General features: G+C 69.2%; 15 protein-coding genes and 1 tRNA gene. 8 read left to right on the top strand and 8 right to left on the bottom strand.

Annotation, left to right across the window (positions count from 1 at the left end):
• Window positions 1–5: 5 nt before the first annotated feature.
• The 3 genes from ettA to EJV46_RS11750 form a co-directional block, all read right to left on the bottom strand.
• On the bottom strand, window positions 6–1,685 hold the full coding sequence (gene ettA / locus EJV46_RS11760) for an energy-dependent translational throttle protein EttA (RefSeq protein WP_131548850.1): 1,680 nt from the start codon (window positions 1,683–1,685) through the stop codon (window positions 6–8).
• Between the two features lie 245 nt (window positions 1,686–1,930).
• Window positions 1,931–2,566, bottom strand: a complete 636-nt coding sequence (locus EJV46_RS11755) for a redoxin domain-containing protein (RefSeq protein WP_131548849.1) — start codon at window positions 2,564–2,566, stop codon at window positions 1,931–1,933.
• Window positions 2,567–2,664: 98 nt separating this feature from the next.
• Window positions 2,665–4,719 (bottom strand): protein-disulfide reductase DsbD, encoded by a 2,055-nt coding sequence (locus tag EJV46_RS11750; RefSeq protein ID WP_131548848.1) that lies wholly within the window; start codon window positions 4,717–4,719, stop codon window positions 2,665–2,667.
• A 172-nt stretch (window positions 4,720–4,891) separates the two neighbouring features.
• Here EJV46_RS11750 and EJV46_RS11745 point away from each other — a divergent pair, with 172 nt between their 5' ends.
• Window positions 4,892–6,064, top strand: a complete 1,173-nt coding sequence (locus EJV46_RS11745; RefSeq protein WP_131548847.1) for an OmpA family protein — start codon at window positions 4,892–4,894, stop codon at window positions 6,062–6,064.
• Window positions 6,065–6,196: 132 nt separating this feature from the next.
• Here EJV46_RS11745 and EJV46_RS11740 read toward each other — a convergent pair whose 3' ends face one another.
• On the bottom strand, window positions 6,197–8,311 hold the full coding sequence (locus tag EJV46_RS11740) for a sodium-translocating pyrophosphatase (protein WP_206020818.1): 2,115 nt from the start codon (window positions 8,309–8,311) through the stop codon (window positions 6,197–6,199).
• Between the two features lie 169 nt (window positions 8,312–8,480).
• Between EJV46_RS11740 and ppa the strand changes: the two genes are divergently transcribed.
• The 4 genes from ppa (at window position 8,481) to EJV46_RS22810 (ending at window position 9,751) form a co-directional block, all read left to right on the top strand.
• Window positions 8,481–9,014, top strand: coding sequence for an inorganic diphosphatase (ppa, locus tag EJV46_RS11735; RefSeq protein WP_131548846.1), 534 nt, complete (start codon window positions 8,481–8,483; stop codon window positions 9,012–9,014).
• A 51-nt stretch (window positions 9,015–9,065) separates the two neighbouring features.
• Window positions 9,066–9,139, top strand: a tRNA-Ile gene (locus EJV46_RS11730).
• Window positions 9,140–9,246: 107 nt separating this feature from the next.
• Entirely contained in the window at window positions 9,247–9,432 is a 186-nt protein-coding gene (locus EJV46_RS11725) for a hypothetical protein (RefSeq protein ID WP_131548845.1), read from the top strand.
• 148 nt (window positions 9,433–9,580) lie between these two features.
• Window positions 9,581–9,751, top strand: a complete 171-nt coding sequence (locus EJV46_RS22810; RefSeq protein WP_165585491.1) for a hypothetical protein — start codon at window positions 9,581–9,583, stop codon at window positions 9,749–9,751.
• A 10-nt stretch (window positions 9,752–9,761) separates the two neighbouring features.
• Here EJV46_RS22810 and EJV46_RS11720 read toward each other — a convergent pair whose 3' ends face one another.
• The 3 genes from EJV46_RS11720 to dnaG form a co-directional block, all read right to left on the bottom strand.
• Window positions 9,762–10,334: a GNAT family N-acetyltransferase gene (locus EJV46_RS11720; RefSeq protein WP_131548844.1), complete on the bottom strand. Its 573-nt coding sequence runs from the start codon at window positions 10,332–10,334 to the stop codon at window positions 9,762–9,764.
• Complete coding sequence (gene rpoD, locus EJV46_RS11715; protein WP_131548843.1) at window positions 10,331–12,244, bottom strand: RNA polymerase sigma factor RpoD; 1,914 nt, start codon at window positions 12,242–12,244, stop codon at window positions 10,331–10,333. Before rpoD ends, EJV46_RS11720 begins: the two co-directional genes overlap by 4 nt.
• A 70-nt stretch (window positions 12,245–12,314) precedes the next feature.
• The gene (gene dnaG, locus EJV46_RS11710) at window positions 12,315–14,099 is read right to left on the bottom strand and encodes a DNA primase (RefSeq protein WP_131548842.1); all 1,785 of its coding nucleotides are present in this window, start codon (window positions 14,097–14,099) and stop codon (window positions 12,315–12,317) included.
• A gap of 190 nt (window positions 14,100–14,289) precedes the next feature.
• On the opposite strand from dnaG, the gene EJV46_RS11705 reads away from it, so the two are divergent.
• From EJV46_RS11705 to EJV46_RS11695, 3 genes are read left to right on the top strand one after another with little or no spacing between them, the layout of a single operon-like run.
• Complete coding sequence (locus EJV46_RS11705; RefSeq protein ID WP_131548841.1) at window positions 14,290–15,636, top strand: cytochrome ubiquinol oxidase subunit I; 1,347 nt, start codon at window positions 14,290–14,292, stop codon at window positions 15,634–15,636.
• Window positions 15,637–15,641: 5 nt separating this feature from the next.
• Window positions 15,642–16,652, top strand: coding sequence for a cytochrome d ubiquinol oxidase subunit II (locus EJV46_RS11700; protein ID WP_131548840.1), 1,011 nt, complete (start codon window positions 15,642–15,644; stop codon window positions 16,650–16,652).
• Window positions 16,649–17,281: a DUF2459 domain-containing protein gene (locus EJV46_RS11695; RefSeq protein WP_165585490.1), complete on the top strand. Its 633-nt coding sequence runs from the start codon at window positions 16,649–16,651 to the stop codon at window positions 17,279–17,281. Before EJV46_RS11700 ends, EJV46_RS11695 begins: the two co-directional genes overlap by 4 nt.
• Here EJV46_RS11695 and EJV46_RS23430 read toward each other — a convergent pair whose 3' ends face one another.
• On the bottom strand, window positions 17,282–17,416 hold the full coding sequence (locus EJV46_RS23430; protein ID WP_255466040.1) for a hypothetical protein: 135 nt from the start codon (window positions 17,414–17,416) through the stop codon (window positions 17,282–17,284).
• Between the last annotated feature and the right edge of the window lie 89 nt (window positions 17,417–17,505).

Genomic DNA, 17,505 nt, shown 5'->3' with positions numbered 1-17,505 from the left:
CCGCGCTACCGGACGAGCGGCCGGTACTTGATCCGATGGGGCTGATCCGCGTTGGCGCCGAGTCGTCGCTTCTTGTCGGCCTCATAGGCCTGGAAGTTGCCCTCGAACCACTCGACGTGGCTGTCGCCCTCGAAGGCCAGGATATGCGTGGCCAGGCGGTCGAGGAACCAGCGGTCGTGGCTGATGACCACCACGCAGCCGGCGAATTCCATCAGCGCCTCTTCGAGCGCGCGCAGCGTATCGACGTCGAGGTCGTTGGTCGGCTCGTCGAGCAGCAGGACGTTGTGCGGCACGGACAGCATCTTCGCGAGGTGAACGCGGTTGCGCTCGCCGCCCGAGAGCACGCCCACCCGCTTCTGCTGGTCGCTGCCCTTGAAGTTGAAGGCGGCCGTATAGGCGCGCGAGGCGATGCTGCGCTTGCCGATGTTGATCTGGTCGTCGCCGCCCGAGATCTCCTGCCAGACGGTCTTGCTGTCGTCGAGGCTGTCGCGCGACTGGTCGACATAGCCCAGGCGCACGGAATCACCGACCTTGAGCGTGCCGGCATCCGGCGTCTCGTTGCCCGTGATCATCCGGAACAGCGTGGTCTTGCCCGCGCCGTTCGGCCCGATGACGCCGACGATGCCGCCCGGCGGCAGCTTGAAGGTCAGGTCGTCGATCAGGAGGCGATTGCCATAGGCCTTCCGCAGGCCCTCGGCCTCGATGACGATATTGCCCAGGCGCGGCGGCGGGGAGATGAGGATTTCGACCTCGCCCAGGCCCCGGTCCTGGCTCTGCTCCAGCAGTTCCTCGTAGCGCGAGATGCGCGCCTTGCTCTTGGCCTGGCGGGCGGAGGGGCTGCGCCCGATCCATTCCTGCTCCGCGGCCAGGGTGCGGATGCGGGCCGTGTCCTCGCGATTCTCCTGCTCCAGGCGCTTGCGCTTCTGCTCCAGATAGGCGGAGTAGTTGCCCTGATAGGGGAAGCCGCGGCCGCGATCGACCTCGAGGATCCAGTTGGTCACGTTGTCGAGGAAGTAGCGGTCGTGGGTCACGATCAGCACGGCGCCCGGATAGTCGCGCAGCGTGTGCTCGAGCCAGGAGACGCTCTCCGCGTCCAGGTGGTTGGTAGGCTCGTCGAGCAGCAGCAGCTCGGGCTTCTCCAGCAGCAGGCGGCACAGCGCCACGCGCCGCCGCTCGCCGCCCGAGAGATGCTCCACCGAGGATTCCGCCGGCGGGCAGCGCAGCGCATCGAGCGCGATGTCCACGCGGCGGTCGAGCTCCCAGCCGTCGGCGGCGTCGATCGCCTCCTGCAGCGTGCCCTGCTCGGCGAGGAGATCGTTCATCTCCTCCTCGGTCATCTCCTCCATGAAGCGTTCGCTGATCTCGTTGAAGCGCTTCAGCTGCGCCTCCAGCGTCGCGAAGGCGGCCCGCACGTTCTCGCCGACGTTCTTCGTGGGGTCGAGCTGCGGCTCCTGCGCGAGATAGCCCACGCGCGCCCCCTCGGCCGCCCAGGCCTCGCCGCCGAAATCCTTGTCCATGCCGGCCATGATCTTCATCAGCGTGGACTTGCCGGCGCCGTTCGGGCCCAGCACGCCGATCTTCACGTCCGGCAGGAAGGAGAGGGTGATGCCCTTGAAGACCTCGCGGCCGCCCGGATAGGACTTGGTGAGGTCCTTCATGACGTAGACGTATTGGTATGCGGGCATGGCGCGCGGAGCCTCGGAGCTGAAAGGTTGCGGCGCTTCTACCGCCTGAGGGCCAAGCGGGAAAGCATCGGCCGCGTGTCATGTGGGCGGCGCCTGCCGCGGCGCAACATGATGGCTGGGCCGGCGACGAGGCGAAGGTCGCGCGCTGGCCGCGTACCGGAGACCTGGCGCTGCCCCGGTGGCACAGCGCCACGAAGAACGGGTCGAGATGCGGAAGCCGGGCTGGCCGGCCGCCCCGATCCGCCTCAGGCGTCGACGTATTTGATGACGCAGCCATAGGGCGGCGTCACGGCGCGCTCGATCTGCCTTCCTTCCTGCACCGCGACCATGGCGTCGCGCAGGAAGGGCTCCGCGCGGGCCACGTCCTCGACGCGGGTGGAGCGGATGCTGTCGATCGCGCCCATGTAGCGCAGCCGGCCCTGGGCATCGATGACATACATGCCGGGCGTGGTCGTCGCGGCATAGGCGCGCGCGGCCTGGCTGCGGTGGTCGAGGAGAACGGCCGCCGGCGCGGCGTTGCGGCTCGCGGTGAGGGCCTTCGCCTCCGGACCCGTCACATGGCCCTGCTCGCCCCGGGGCGAGGAGGCGATGGAGAGCCACACGATGTTGCGGGCGGCCGCATCCCGCTGGAGGTTCTGCATATTGGTGCTGTTGTAGTGCTTCCGCACATAGGGGCAGTCGTGGTTGGTCCATTCCAGGACCACGACGCGACCGCGGAACTCGGAGAGGCGGCGGGTGGTGCCGTCCTGGTCGGGCAGGGCGAAGTCGGGCGCAGCGGCACCGATCGCGGGCGCAGCCGAGGCCGGCCGGGAAAGGAATGCGGGAACCAGCGGAAGTGAGGCGGCGCCCAGCACGGCGCCACGGCGGGTCAGCAGGACCATCTTCTCGTGCTCCTCGTCATAGGGGGTTGGGCCCGACCGTTACCGCCCCGCTGCAAACCCCTGCAAGCGAATTATGAAATTCATGACATGCGAGGTGCTTAGACGCGCGAAGTCGCCGCCGCGATGGCCTGCAGAACCATGCCCTCGGTCAGGATCTGCGGCAGCATCAACGGAGTGCCGCCCCCCGCCGGATACATGAGGTAGAGCGGCACGCCATCGCGCCCATGGGCGCGGAGCATTGCGGTGATGGCCGGCTCGCCATTGGTCCAGTCGCCGGTGAGCACGGTCACGTTGGCGGCGTCGAAGGCGGCGCGGACGGCGGTGGTGTCCAGCGCCACGCGCTCGTTCACCTTGCAGGAGATGCACCAGGCGGCGGTGAGATTCACGAAGACGGGCTTGCCCTCCCCGCGCAGCGCCTCGAGCCGGGCGGCGGTCCAGGGCTCGCCGATCTGGGCCGAGGCCGTGACGCCGCCAGCCGCTCCGGACCGCAGCATCGGCAGGATGGCCAGGGCCGCGACGAGCGAGAGCGCCGCCCCGCCCAGGAACCAGCGCCGCGTAGCGCCCTGCTGCGCGAGGCCGAGCGCCCAGGCCGCCATGCCCACCAGCACGCCGCCGACCAACACCATCAGCGTGCCGTCGGGCCCCGCCTGCTGGGCGACGACCCAGACCAGCCAGGCCGCGGCGAGATACATCGGGAATGCCAGGAACTGCTTCAGCCGGTCCATCCAAGCGCCGGGCCGTGGCAGGACCCGCGCGAAGCCGGGGAAGACGCCCAGCAGCGCATAGGGCAAGGCGAGGCCGAGCCCCATGGCCGCGAAGATCGCCAGCGTCGCCGCCGGCGGCATGGCGAGCGCCGCGCCGAGCGCCGCCGCCATGAAGGGGGCCGTGCAGGGCGTCGCCACCAGCACCGCCAGCACGCCGGCGAAGAAGCTGCCCGCCTTGCCGCCCTTGGCCGCCAGCCCCGAGCCGGCATTGACCGGCCCGCCGATCGCATAGACGCCCGAGAGGTTCAGCCCCACCGCCAGCATCAGCCAGGCCATGGCGGCCACGAAGAAGGGCGAGGTGAACTGGAAGCCCCAGCCCGCCACCGCGCCGGCCGCCCGGACGCCGATCAGCGCCCCGCCGATCGCCAGGAAGGAGAGCACCACGCCGGCCGTGTAGCTCGCCGCATGGGCGCGCACGACGCTCTGCGCCGCCCCCGCCAGCCGCGCCACGGCGATGGCCTTCATGGCCAGGATCGGGAAGACGCAGGGCATGAGGTTGAGGATCAGCCCGCCCAGCGCGGCGAAGGCCAGCGCCTGCCAGAGCGGCAGCGCGGCCTCGGCGCTGGGCATCGGGCCGGGGACGGCGCTCACCCAATAGGCGCCGCGCACCCCGGCGGCGTCGGTGATCGCCACGACGCCCTCGACGGTGGCGGGCACCGGTCCGGCCGCGCGGGTCAGGCCGAGGGTGAAGCCGCCCTCGCGTGCCGTCATGGCCTGGGGGGCCGCGTTCTCGACGACCATCTGCTCCAGCGGGAAGAAGAAGGCCTCTCGCAGGGAGGCGGCCGAGAGGCCCGGCCCCTCCAGGCTGATCGCGCCGCGGCCGCCTTCGAAGCCGATGCGGGCGGCGAAGGCGGAGGCGCGGGGCAGGGCGGCCTCGGCCGCGGCGAAGAGCACCGGAGCGGCCGGCCGGGCCGTCGCCTCGACCGGGATGTCGAGGGTGAAGCGCCCCTCCTCCGGGATGCAGACCCGCTCGCAGATCAGCCAGTCGGCATCGGCCCCGATGCGCTGGGTCTGGCCGGGGACGAGGTTCGCGGGCGGGCGGACCTCCATGAGGAAGATGGCCTCCTCCTCGTAGCCGAAATTCACCAGCGGGCCGAAGGGGATGCGGTGCGGCGCGGGGAATTGCAGCTCGCCGGCGTTCCAGCCCTCGGGAAGATCCAGCCGCATCTCCGGCGGCTGGCCGGCATCGCCCGGATTGCGCCAATAGGTGTGCCAGCCGGGGGCCATCTTCTGGCGGAGCGCCACCCGGAAGGGCTGGCCCGGCGCGATGGCCGCCGCGTCCGATAGCAGCGTCACGGTGGCGCGTGGGGAGACGACCGGCGCGGACTCCATCGCCTGCCCCGGACAGACGAGGGCCAGCACGCCGAGAACGGCGAGAAGCATGCGCATCGGGGACTGCTACTCCCCTCGGACCAAGCCGGCAAGTGTCAAATTTTCCGTTCATTAGCAAATGAATAGTGTTGCTGAAAGATCACGTGGCATACGACTTTCCGGGCGTCCGAAACTGCCCACATGCAACCCGGTTGAGACGCACGGACCATATCGTTTCCGGAGAACCACGATGACCACCTTCAAGACCAGTCTGCTGGCAGGCGCCGCGCTGCTGGCCGCCCCGTCCCTGGCGAGCGCTCAAGGCTCGATGGGCTTTTTCGACAACTTCCGCCTGGCCCCGCAGCAGACCGTCACCGGCCTCTATATCGGTGCCGGAGCGGGCGCGAACTTCCTCGAGAACGGCACGCTCCGCAGCAATCCGAGCCTGGCCTCCGGGCTGCGCGCCGGCGGGGCCGGCGGCCGCGGCCGGATCATCTACGAGCCGGGCTTCACGGGCGCGCTCTCCATGGGCTGGGGATTCGGCAACGGCCTCCGCGTCGAGGTCGAGGGCAATTACCGCCAGAACGACGTCGACAAGGTCGGCGGCTTCCCGGGCTTCGGCGCGCGCAGCCCCGCGGGCGGCGTCCAGCGCACCTATGGCGCCATGGCCAATGTCCTCTACGACTTCCGCATCCCCGGCATGCCCTGGGTCGTGCCCTATATCGGTGGTGGCGCGGGCTATGCCTGGCGCGACTGGGATACGCTGCGCTTCCAGGGCACCGGCGCCGCGGCGATCTCGCGCGCGTCCGAGGGCTCCTTCGCCTATCAGGCGATCGGCGGCTTCGCCTTCCCGATCGCCCAGGTGCCGGGCCTCGCCGTCACGGCCGAGTACCGCTACTTCGCCACCGACTTCAATGACATGAACACGCGCGTCATCCGGACGTCGGGTCCCGGCACCGGTGCGGGTGTGGCGGGCGGCCAGCTGCGGGCCAGCAATGAGAACCATTCGGTGCTGGTCGGCCTGCGCTATGCCTTTAACCAGCCCCGCCCGGCTCCCGTGGTGGCCGCGCCCGTCGCCGCCGCTCCGGCCCCGGCCCGCACCTACCTGGTCTTCTTCGACTGGGATCGGGCGGATCTGACCGACCGTGCGCGCCAGATCATCGGCGACGCGGCGCAGAACTCGCGCACCGTCGGCGCGACGCGCATCGAGGTGTCCGGCCACGCCGACCGCACCGGTACGGCCGTCTACAACCAGCGCCTGTCGGTGCGTCGCGGCGAAGCCGTGGCCGGCGAGCTGGTGCGTCAGGGCGTCGCCCGCGACCAGATCTCGGTCCAGGGCTTCGGCTTCGATCGCCCGCTGGTCCCGACGGCGATGGGCGTGCGCGAGCCGCAGAACCGCCGCGTGGAAATCGTCCTGCGCTAACCAGCGAGGCCGAAACGAAGAGGGCCGCCGGGAAACCGGCGGCCCTTTTCTCGTTCCGGGCCCCGTGAATGGAGAAGAGGCTCATGAAAAAGGCTGGCCAGGTTTCCCCGGCCAGCCCTCGTCCCGCCTGGCTCAATGCGCCAGGATGGCCAGCAGCAGCAGCGCCACGATGTTGGTGATCTTGATCATCGGGTTCACGGCCGGGCCCGAAGTGTCCTTGTAGGGGTCGCCCACCGTGTCGCCCGTCACCGCGGCCTTGTGGGCGTCGCTGCCCTTGCCGCCGTAATGACCCTCCTCGATGTACTTCTTGGCGTTGTCCCAGGCGCCGCCGCCCGTGGTCATCGAGACGGCGACGAAGAAGCCCGTCACGATCACGCCCAGCAGCATCGCTCCCAGCGCCGAGAAGGCCGAGGCCTTGCCCGCGATGGCATAGATCAGGAAGTACCAGACGATCGGGCTGAGCACCGGCAGCAGCGAGGGGACGATCATCTCCTTGATCGCCGCCTTGGTGAGCATGTCCACCGCGCGCCCGTAATCCGGCTTGTCGGTGCCCGCCATGATGCCCGGCTTCTCGCGGAACTGGCGCCGGACCTCCTCGACCACGGCCTGCGCCGCGCGGCCCACCGCCGTCATGCTCATGCCGCCGAAGAGATAGGGCAGCAGCCCGCCGAAGAGCAGCCCGACCACGACGTAGGGATTGGCCAGCGAGAAGTCGATCGCCCCGATCCCGGCGAAGTAGGGATAGAGCGCCGGGTTGGCGATGAAGTAGGCCAGGTCCTGCGTATAGGCCGCGAAGAGCACCAGCGCGCCGAGGCCCGCCGAGCCGATCGCATAGCCCTTGGTGACCGCCTTGGTCGTGTTGCCCACCGCGTCCAGCGCGTCGGTGGTGACGCGGGTTTCGGGAGGCAGCCCGGCCATCTCAGCGATGCCGCCGGCATTGTCCGTCACCGGGCCGAAGGCGTCGAGCGCGACGATCATGCCGGCCAGCGCCAGCATGGTCGTCGTGGCGATGGCGATGCCGTAGAGGCCCGCGAGGCTGTAGGAGCAGATCACGCCGGCGATGATGATGAGCGCCGGGATCGCGGTGCTCTCCATGCTGACGGCGAGGCCGCGGATCACGTTGGTGCCGTGGCCGGTCTGCGAGGCCTCGGCGATGCTCTGCACCGGCCGGAACTGCGTGCCGGTGTAGTATTCGGTGATGATGACGATGCAGGCCGTCACCGCGAGGCCGACCGCGCCGCAGAGGAACAGGCTGAAGGCGCCGAAGCTGTGCCCGCCGACGACCGAAGTTCCGGTGCCGAAGAAGATGAAGGAGAGCGGCAGCAGCGCCGCCAGGCTCAGCACGCCCGTCACGATCAGCCCGCGATACATCGCGCCCATGATCGACTGGTTCGCCGGCAGCTTCACGAAATAGGTGCCGACGATGGAGGTCAGCACGCAGACCGCGCCGATGGCCAGCGGGAAGAGCATCGCATTGACGCGCCCCGCCTCGGTGAAGCTGATCGCGGCCAGGACCATGGTGGCGACGGCCGTCACCGCATAGGTCTCGAAGAGGTCGGCCGCCATGCCGGCGCAGTCGCCCACGTTGTCGCCCACGTTGTCGGCGATGGTGGCGGGGTTGCGGGGGTCGTCCTCGGGGATGCCGGCCTCGACCTTGCCGACCATGTCGCCGCCCACGTCGGCGCCCTTCGTGAAGATGCCGCCGCCGAGGCGGGCGAAGATGGAGATGAGGGAGGCGCCGAAGCCGAGCGCCACGAGGCTGTCGATCACGACGCGGTCATTGACCGCATATCCGCCGATCACCACCAGCACGAAGAAGTAGATGGCCACGCCCAGCAGCGCGAGGCCGGCCACCAGCATGCCGGTGATGGCGCCGGACTTGAAGGCGAGGTCGAGCCCGGCGGCCAGGCCGTGCGTGCTGGCCTCGGCGGTGCGGACATTGGCGCGGACCGAGACGTTCATGCCGATGAAGCCGGCAAGCCCCGACAGAACCGCGCCGATCAGAAAGCCGATGGCCACCGTCCCGCCCAGCAGGGCGAAAACGAGGATGAACAGCACGAGGCCGACCGCGCCGATGGTCATGTACTGCCGCTTCAGATAGGCGGAGGCGCCCTCCTGGATAGCCTGCGCGATCTCCTGCATGCGGGCATTGCCGGCCGGCTTGGCCATGATTTCCTTGGTGGTGATCCAGCCATAGGCGAGCGACGTCGCCCCCAGCAGGATCACCAGCAACAACGTCACTGTGATCACTTAGACTCCCCTCTTCCCGTTGGTTTCGCCGCCTTCTGGCGGCGATTCGCCTGAGGTTAGGCCGCGCTCCGGCCGCGGCGCAACAAGCGCGCCCTGCCCTCGCGCCCCGGCGGTTTTTGTGGTTTGACGCTGCCACCGACGTCATCCGCCTGCCTGGAGCCTCCAGATGAACCTGAATGCGATTCCCCTCGGCAAGAATCCGCCGGACGACCTGAATGTGATCATCGAGGTGGCCATTGGCGGCGAGCCCATCAAATACGAGATGAACAAGGAGGCCGGGACGCTTTTCGTCGACCGCTTCCTCTACACGCCGATGCGCTACCCGGGGAATTACGGCTTCGTCCCGCACACCCTGAGCGACGACGGCGACCCGATCGACGTGCTGGTGGCCAATACGCGCCCCATCGTTCCGGGCGCGGTCATCAACGTCCGCCCGATCGGCGTGCTCAAGATGGAGGACGACGGCGGCGGCGACGAGAAGATCATCGCGGTGCCCTCGCCCAAGCTCACCAAGCGCTACGTGAACGTCCACACGATCACCGACCTGCCGCAGATCACGCTCGACCAGATCCGCCATTTCTTCGAGCACTACAAAGACCTGGAGCCCGGCAAGTGGGTCAAGGTCCTGGGCTGGGGCGGCGCGGACGAGGCCAAGGCGCTCGTCCGCGAGGCGATCGAGCGGGCCAGGAAGGCCGGCTGACGCGGCGTCTTGCCGGCCTGCCCTGAATCGCTCCACAAACAAGCTCCCTTCGCGCCCGTAGCTCAACTGGTTAGAGCGGGCCGCTCATAACGGCTTGGTTGCGGGTTCAAGTCCTGCCGGGCGCAGGGGGATTCAAGGCGGCTTCCCGCGAGCCCTCGCGACAACTTTCGCCGCCTTGCCGGGTTGACCCCGGTGGCGCGCGCCGGATGCGCCCGAACCATCGGAGGGCCGCATGAGCGACAGGCATATCGACAGCATGGCTCCTGGAACGGAGCCGCAGCCGCCCCAGGTGCTCTCCACCGCCAGGCCCGAGGAAGGGCCGGCCAGGGGCGAGGGCTGGATGGTGATCCGGGCCCTGCTGCTCATCCTGGGCGGGATCGCCATCGTCAGCTACGTGATGATGACCATCGACAGCTGACGGCGGCACCTGCACGCAGCTCGGGAAATTTTCGTAGACATACAACCTGCGGTATCTTAACTGGGATCAGATCGACGGCAGGGCCCCCGCCCGCCACGGGAGCACAGCCCTTCTCGCTTTCCGCTCCCCCTGGAGAGGTCCGATTGCGATGCCCCGGCTGCGTTCCGCCCCGCTCATGGCCCCCGGCTCCCGCCGCTCTCCCGTCACGCGCTCGAGCGCAGCCGAGGAAGGCTTCATCGAGGGGGAGTTCTGGGTGGTCGCCCGGGCGGTCGCTCTGCTGATCGGCGGAATCGTCGCGCTCGGCTGGCTGCTGAATTGAGAACCGCCGGCTAGATCCGCAGGCGGTCCGGGATCGGCAGGCCCAGCCGGTCGGGCACGGGCCATTCCTCGCGCACGGTGCGAAGTTTCCGGAAACCCGCCTTGATGTAATTGGGCAGGGCGCGCGGATGATCGGCCGTGCAGGTGTTCACCGTCATCGCCGTGCAGCCCTCGGACCAAGCCGCCGCTATGGCGTGATGCAGGAAGGGCATGCCGACGCCCAGGCCGATCCCCCGGCCCATCAGCCCGAAATAGGCGAGGTTGATCACAGGCCAGGCGCGCCGGTCGAGCTCGTAGAAGCCCAGCTCGCCCTCGGCGTTGCGCAGCACGCTGATGCTGATCGCCCGGTCATCGAGGATCGATTCCAGCTCACCGTCGCTCAGCGTGCGGCGGAGCCACCAGACATAATCATGGCCGACCGCCGCATAAAGCTGCCGGTAATGCGGCACGCTGCAGCGCGGGAAGAGCCGCTCGACCTCCAGGCCGGCCGGCAGGGCCGGGCCGCGCCTGGCGGGGGGCCGCTCCATGCGCAGGAACGTCACATCCACCGCGATCCGGGTGGTCGGCTCGACCAGACGGATCATGTTTCCAGGAAGCTGCGGAGCTTGCGGGAGCGGCTGGGGTGCTTGAGCTTGCGCAGCGCCTTGGCCTCGATCTGCCGGATGCGCTCGCGCGTCACGTTGAACTGCTGGCCGACCTCTTCCAGCGTGTGGTCGGTGTTCATGCCGATGCCGAAGCGCATGCGCAGCACGCGTTCCTCGCGGGGCGTGAGGCTGCCGAGCACGCGGGTCGTGGCCTCGCGCAGGTTGGACTGGATCGCGGCATCGAGCGGGATGATCGCGTTCTTGTCCTCGATGAAGTCGCCCAGATGGCTGTCCTCCTCGTCGCCAATCGGCGTCTCGAGGGAGATCGGCTCCTTGGCGATCTTCAGGACCTTGCGGACCTTCTCCAGCGGCATGCCGAGCTTCTCGGCGAGCTCCTCCGGCTGGGGCTCGCGGCCGATCTCGTGCAGCATCTGGCGCGAGGTGCGGACCAGCTTGTTGATGGTCTCGATCATATGCACGGGAATACGGATGGTCCGCGCCTGATCGGCGATCGAGCGCGTGATGGCCTGCCGGATCCACCAGGTGGCATAGGTCGAGAACTTGTAGCCGCGGCGGTACTCGAACTTATCCACCGCCTTCATCAGGCCGATATTGCCCTCCTGGATCAGGTCCAGAAACTGCAGGCCGCGATTGGTGTACTTCTTGGCGATGGAGATCACGAGGCGCAGGTTGGCCTCGATCATCTCCTTCTTCGCCTGGTTCATGTCCCGCTCGCCGGCGGAGACCGTCTTGTAGACGCGGCGGAACTCGCCGACCGGCAGGCCGGTCGCCCCCGCGATGGCGCCGATCTCGACGCGCACATGCTCCAGGTCGTCACGGGCCTTGAGCGCGAAGGCGGGCCAGGCCTTGCCCTTCAGCTTCGCCACGCGGTCGATGAAGCCCGGATCGAGCTCGCTGCCGATCCAGTTCTCCAGGAACTCCTCGCGGCGGACCTTCTGGGCCAGCGCCATGCGCAGCACCTGGCCGTCCAGCGTGTTCAGCTTGCGGTTCAGGGCCTTGAGCTGCTCGACCAGCTCCTCGATGCGGTTATTGTGGAGGTGGACCTTCTCCACGAGCTGCACCAGCTCCAGGCGCGACTTCTCGTAGGTCTTCTCCGAGCGGCCCACCAGCTCCTCGCCCGAGGTATAGGCGTCCATCCGCTTCGAGGAGAGCTTGTTGAGCTTGGTGAAGATGGTCTGGATCGCCTCGAAATTGGCGAGGACCTCCGGCTTCAGCTTCTCCTCGAGCGCGGAGAGCGACAGGCCGACGCCCTCACCCTCCTCGCCTTCTTCGAACTCCTCCGGCTCCGGGGGCGTGCCCTCGGGGTTGTCGGCGTTGTTGGTGGCCTCGAGGTCGATCACGTCCCGCAGCAGCATGCGGCCTTCCTTGACCGCGTCGTGCCAGGCGACGATGGCCTTGAAGGTGAGCGGGCTTTCGCAGAGCCCGCCGATCATCATGTCGCGGCCGGCCTCGATGCGCTTGGCGATGGCGATCTCGCCCTCGCGGGAGAGCAGCTCCACGCTGCCCATCTCGCGCAGGTACATCCGGACGGGGTCGTCGGTGCGGCCGAGGCTTTCCTCGTCGACGTTGCCGCCGGACTCCTCCTCTTCCTTCTCCTCGCCCTCGCCCTCGGGCTTGGCGGCCTTGGTCTCGCCCTCCTCGGACTCCTCGGCCTCGACGACGTTGATGCCGGCTTCGGAGAGGGAGGAGAGGGTGTCCTCGATGAACTCGGAGCTCACGGTCTCCTGCGGCATGGCCGCGTTCACCTCGTCATAGGTGACGTAGCCGCGCTCCTTGCCGCGGGCGATGAGCTTCTTGACGGCGGCGGAGGTGATATCGAGCAGCACGCCCTCGACCGCTTCCTCGCGGGCCTCGGCCGTCTCGCTGCCATTCGCCGTCTTGCTCGCCATCCGCTGCTCCATCGCCAGTAAGCCGTACCGGTCATCATCGCACCGGGAAGAGGGAACCCCCCTCCCCATACTAACTCATCTCATTCGGCTCGGCCTCGGCCTCGCCACGCCGCAGCGCATCGAGCGCCTCGGTCAGCCGGATCAGCCGGGTCTGGGTGGCCAGGTCGCCCTGGGCCTCGAACGCTTCGCGAGCTGCCCGAGCATCCTCGGCCAGCTCCGCCTCGCCTCGCAAGAAACCAAAGAACTGCCAGAACGCATCCAGCGCCTCCTTGGGCTGCCCCCCCGGCCCTGCCTCGCGCGGCAGGTCCGGAACCTTCAAGACCCATTGGCTGGCTGATGCGGCCCCACCGCTCGCGAGGTGGGCGATCAACTCTCCGGAGTCAAGGCGTGAGGCCTCTGGAACCCAGGCCAGCAGCGCATTCCTCACCTGCTGTGGCGCGCCCGCGGGAAGGTCCAGGAGCGACAGCGGCTCCTCTATGTCGTGCAGGAGCTCCGGATGATGGATGCAGATCGCCAGGAGGATGCGGGCGCGCTTGGCCTGGGCCGCCTCGCGATCGGGCTCCGGGCGGGGGTGGCGCGGCGCGGCGCGCAGGCCCGGCCGCTTGGTCAGCGAGAAGAAGCGGTCGAGCAAGGAACGGCGGAATTCCGCGGCCAGCGCCCTGTCCGGGATGGTCTGGGCAGCGGCTGCGAGGCGGTTGCGCAGGGCGGCCCGGCCTTCGGGGCTTTCGGGGACCTTGCCGCCGACGATCAGTCCGAACAGTGCCTGGGAGAGCGGCTGCGCCGCGTCGAGCGCGGCCTGGAAGGCGCGCGGGCCGCCCTTGCGGATCAGCGTGTCCGGATCCTCGCCGGCGGGCAGGGTCATGAAGCGGAGGGTGCGCTCGGGGGCAAGCAGGGGCAGGGCCAGCTCGGCCGCGCGGGCCGCGGCGCGGATGCCGGCGGCGTCGCCGTCGAAGCAGAGCACCGGCTCGGGGCTGACCTGCCAGAGGGACTTCATCTGTTCCTCGGTGAGCGCTGTGCCGAGGGGGGCGACCGCGCCGGCGAAGCCGGCCTGATGAAGCGCGATCACGTCCATGTAGCCCTCGGCGACGATCAGGCTGGCGCCCCGGAACACGCCCTCCCGCGCGAGGTCCAGCGCATAGAGGTTGCGGCGCTTGGAGAAGAGCGCCGTCTCCGGCCCGTTCACGTATTTGGGCTGGCCGTCGCCGAGGATGCGGCCGCCGAAGCTGACGCCGCGCCCGCGCCGGTCGCGGATCGGAAACATGACGCGGTTGAAGAAGAGATCGACCGCGCGGCCCTCCTCCCGCTCCTGCATCAGTCCGGCTTCGAGAAGCTGCGCCTGCTGGATCCCCTCCTCCCGCAGCTCGGCGGCGAGCGCGCCGCGGCCGGCGCCGGACCAGCCGAGGCCGAACTTCCGGATCGTCTCGTCCGTCAGGCCGCGGTTGCGGAGGTAGGCGAGCGCCTCGGCGCCCTCCGGCATGCGGAGGCGGCGCGCATAGGCGGCCTCGGCCGCCTGGAGCACGCCATGGAGGTCGCGCGCGCGGCGATCGCGGGCGGCGGCCTCGGGCGTGGGCTTGGGGACGTCGAGCCCGGCCTCGCCGGCCAGCCGCTCGACGGCCTCCATGAAGCCGCCGCCCTCGGCGCGCATGACATAGGCGAAGGCGTCGCCATGCGCGCCGCAGCCGAAGCAGTGGAAGCTGTCGTCATAGACGTAGAAGGAGGGCGATTTCTCGCTGTGGAAGGGACAGAGCCCCTTCCAGTTGCGGCCGGACTTGGACAGGCGCACGCGCCGGCCGACCAGCCCGGGCATGGGGGTCCGGGCGCGAAGCTCGTCGAGGAAGGTGGGGGGAAGCGCCATGGTCGCCCGCCCAATCTACATCGCTTGCGCCGCGAATCCGACTCGGGTGCGGGCCGCGCCGGCCGCCGGCAGGGCCTTTCCGTCATCTTGAACTTTCAGGAATTCCTGAACATGCTTTCTCATAGTTCGGTCCCCGTCGCCGGCAGAACCCGCCGGAAGCAGCCGGCCGAAAAGAAGGACGCCCCGACCGATGGACGCGATCATGCTGGCCCGGATGCAGTTCGCGGCCAATATCTCCTTCCATATCCTCTTCCCCACCATCACCATCGCCCTGGGCTGGGTGCTGCTTTTCTTCAAGCTGCGCTTCGACGCCACGAAGGAGGCGTCCTGGATGGAGGCCTACAGGTTCTGGGTGAAGGTCTTCGCCCTCTCCTTCGCGCTGGGCGTGGTCTCGGGTGTCACCATGAGCTTCCAGTTCGGCACCAACTGGCCGGGCTACATGGAGCGCGTGGGCAATATCGCGGGCCCGCTGCTGGCCTATGAGGTCATCACCGCCTTCTTCCTCGAGGCCTCCTTCCTCGCCGTCATGCTCTTCGGCTACGGCCGCGTGCCGAACTGGGCCCATACGGCCGCCACCGTGCTGGTGGCCGGCGGCACCACCTTCTCCGCCTTTTGGATCCTCGCGCTGAACTCCTGGATGCAGACGCCCGCGGGCTTCGAGATGCGCGACGGCGTCGCCTTCGTGACGGACTGGGCCGCGGTCATCTTCAACCCCTCCTTCCCCTACCGGCTCGCCCATAAGCTGCTGGCCTCCGGGCTGACCGTCGCCTTCCTGGTGGCCGGCCTCTCCGCCTGGCGATGGCTGCGCGGCGACCGCGCGCCCGGCGTGGAGCGCGCGCTGAAGACGGGCGTGATCCTGGGCGCCATCCTCATTCCCATCCAGATCTTCGCGGGTGACGCGCATGGGCTGAACACGCTGGAGCACCAGCCGCAGAAGGTCGCCGCCATGGAGGCGATCTGGGAGACGGAGAGCCGCGCCGCCCTGCGCCTCTTCGCCTGGCCCGACGAGGCCGCCCGCACCAACCGCTACGTGATCGAGATCCCGACGCTGGCGAGCTGGATCCTGACCCATTCGGCCGACGGGACCATCCGCGGCCTCAACGAGTTCGAGGGCAACCACCCGCCCGTCGCGCCCGTCTTCTTCGCCTTCCGCATCATGGTGGGCCTGGGCATGCTGATGCTCCTCGTCTCCTGGTTCGGCGTCTGGACGCTGCGGCGGCGCGGCGTCACGCCCTGGCTCGCGCGGCTGCTGATCCCCATGACCTTCTCCGGCTGGGTGGCGACGCTGGCGGGCTGGTACGTCACCGAGATCGGCCGGCAGCCCTGGCTGGTTTCCGGCATCCTGCGCACCGCCGACGCGGCGGGCCCGGTGCCGGCAACGACGATCTTCGCCTCGCTGACCGGCTATATCCTGCTCTATGCGGGGCTGCTGCTGGCCTACATCCTCACGCTCATGTACCTCGCCCGCCGCCCCGACGCGCCGGAGCCCGAACAGGTCGGCGGGCAGGATCCCCTCAACCCGGCCCCGGCGGAGTGACGGCCATGGAGACCCTTCCCGACGGCGCCTGGCTGCCGATCACCTTCGCCGCGCTGATGGCCATTTCGATGCTGGCCTATGCCATCCTGGACGGCGCGGATCTCGGCGTCGGCATCTGGCTGCGCTCCACGCCCGACGAGGCCACGCGCGACCGCATGATCGCCAGCATCGGCCCCTTCTGGGACGCCAACGAGACCTGGCTGGTGCTGGGCGTCGGCATCCTGCTCACCGCCTTCCCCAAGGCCCATGGGGTGGTGCTGACGGCGCTCTATATCCCCGTCTTCCTGATGCTGTTCAGCCTGATCCTGCGCGGCGTGGCCTTCGAGTTCCGCGCCAAGGCGCCGCCGGCCCAGAAGCTGCGCTGGGACATGGCCTTCCAGGGCGGCTCCATCCTAGCCGCCTTCTGCCAGGGCTGGATGCTCGGCGAATATATCCTGGGCTTCGAACCCGGCTGGCAGACCTTCGCCTTCGGCATGCTGACGGGCGTCTTCGTCGTCGCAGGCTATGCGCTGATCGGCGGCGCCTGGCTGGTCTGGCGCTGCGAGCACGACCTGCAGCAGATGGCCACGCGCTGGGCCCGGCGCGCCCTCTACGCCACCTGGATCGGCGTCGTCGTGGTCAGCGCCGTCACGCCGCTGGTCAGCCCCCGCATCTTCGATCGCTGGTTCAGCTTCCCGGAGATCTTCGGGCTGGGCACGATCCCGCTGGCCAGCGGCGCGCTCTTCCTGCTGCTGCACATCTTCCTGCGGCGCTATCCCCGTCCGGACCATTCGCTCGACTGGGTGCCCTTCGTGGCGACGGCGGCCATCTTCGCGCTTTGCGTGCAGGGGCTGGCCTATAGCTTCTGGCCCTATGTGGTGCCCGACCGGCTCACCATCTTCGAGGCCGCGAGCGCCCCGGAATCGCTGATCGTCATCCTGGTGGGCGCGGTCGCGGTGCTGCCCCTGATCGGCGTCTACACCTTCCTCATCTGGCGCATCTTCGGCGGCAAGGCGCAGGAGCTGAAATACTATTGAGCCTGCCGCGCCGGGCGTTCCTGGTCGGCGCGGCAGGCCTCGCCGGCTGCGCCGCCCTGCCGGAGCCGCGATCCTGCCCGGCCGCCGGCGGCCGCATCCGGGTGGTGTCGCGCTCCTGGCACACGGAGATCGCGGTGCCGGCCGCATCCATGGGCAGCTTCGCGGCCACCTATCGCGGCGCGGCCTGGCTGATGCTCGGCTTCGGCAAGCGGAACTTCATGACCGCGCCGGCGCGCGGGCTGTCGGAATGGCTGGCAGGCCCCTTTGCCGGGCCGGGGATCATGCAGGTCACAGCGCTCTCCGTCCCGCCCGAGGAGGCGATGGCCGCGACCGTCCTCACCCTCCCGCTCGACGATGCGGGGCTGATGCGGCTGGCGGATTCGCTCTGGGACAGCTTCCGGCTGACCGGCGAGGGCCATCCCGCCTTCGTAAGCCATCTGCGCGGCAGCGATTTCTACGAAGCCGCGGAGGGCTACAGCCTGGACCACACCTGCAACACCTGGACCGCGCGGAAGCTGGCCACCGCGGGGTTTCCCGTCCGGTCCGAGGGCGCGGTCCTGGCCGGCGAGGTCATGCGGCAGGTCGCGGCGCTGCCCGCCGCCTGCCGCCCCACCCTCGCCCGGAGCTGATCAGCGGGTCGGCGCGGGGCCCGAGGCCATCACCACATGCGCGGGCGAGGGGGCCGAGCCGAAGCTGAGGCTCGGGCTGCAGGCGGAGACGAGGAGCAGGCCGGCAAGCAGCGCCACGGCACGGATACGGATCATCTGCATTCTCCCATGAGCGATTGACGGGGGAATTCCCACCCGACGCGAAGGTTGCACCGGATCGGAACGAGCGCCGCGCCTTTCGATTG

The organism is Roseococcus sp. SYP-B2431, from assembly GCF_004336745.1.
Taxonomy (GTDB): domain Bacteria; phylum Pseudomonadota; class Alphaproteobacteria; order Acetobacterales; family Acetobacteraceae; genus Roseococcus.
Note: the sequence above shows the minus strand (reverse complement) of the source record. Positions and strands in the feature narration are given on the sequence as shown.

Coding starts and splice junctions, on each gene's coding strand:
- ettA (WP_131548850.1), bottom strand. CDS start 1,685: ATGCCCGCATACCAATACGTCTACGTCATGAAGGACCTCACCAAGTCC.
- EJV46_RS11755 (WP_131548849.1), bottom strand. CDS start 2,566: ATGGTCCTGCTGACCCGCCGTGGCGCCGTGCTGGGCGCCGCCTCACTT.
- EJV46_RS11750 (WP_131548848.1), bottom strand. CDS start 4,719: ATGCGCATGCTTCTCGCCGTTCTCGGCGTGCTGGCCCTCGTCTGTCCG.
- EJV46_RS11745 (WP_131548847.1), top strand. CDS start 4,892: ATGACCACCTTCAAGACCAGTCTGCTGGCAGGCGCCGCGCTGCTGGCC.
- ppa (WP_131548846.1), top strand. CDS start 8,481: ATGAACCTGAATGCGATTCCCCTCGGCAAGAATCCGCCGGACGACCTG.
- EJV46_RS11725 (WP_131548845.1), top strand. CDS start 9,247: ATGAGCGACAGGCATATCGACAGCATGGCTCCTGGAACGGAGCCGCAG.
- EJV46_RS22810 (WP_165585491.1), top strand. CDS start 9,581: ATGCCCCGGCTGCGTTCCGCCCCGCTCATGGCCCCCGGCTCCCGCCGC.
- EJV46_RS11720 (WP_131548844.1), bottom strand. CDS start 10,334: ATGATCCGTCTGGTCGAGCCGACCACCCGGATCGCGGTGGATGTGACG.
- rpoD (WP_131548843.1), bottom strand. CDS start 12,244: ATGGCGAGCAAGACGGCGAATGGCAGCGAGACGGCCGAGGCCCGCGAG.
- dnaG (WP_131548842.1), bottom strand. CDS start 14,099: ATGGCGCTTCCCCCCACCTTCCTCGACGAGCTTCGCGCCCGGACCCCC.
- EJV46_RS11705 (WP_131548841.1), top strand. CDS start 14,290: ATGGACGCGATCATGCTGGCCCGGATGCAGTTCGCGGCCAATATCTCC.
- EJV46_RS11700 (WP_131548840.1), top strand. CDS start 15,642: ATGGAGACCCTTCCCGACGGCGCCTGGCTGCCGATCACCTTCGCCGCG.
- EJV46_RS23430 (WP_255466040.1), bottom strand. CDS start 17,416: ATGATCCGTATCCGTGCCGTGGCGCTGCTTGCCGGCCTGCTCCTCGTC.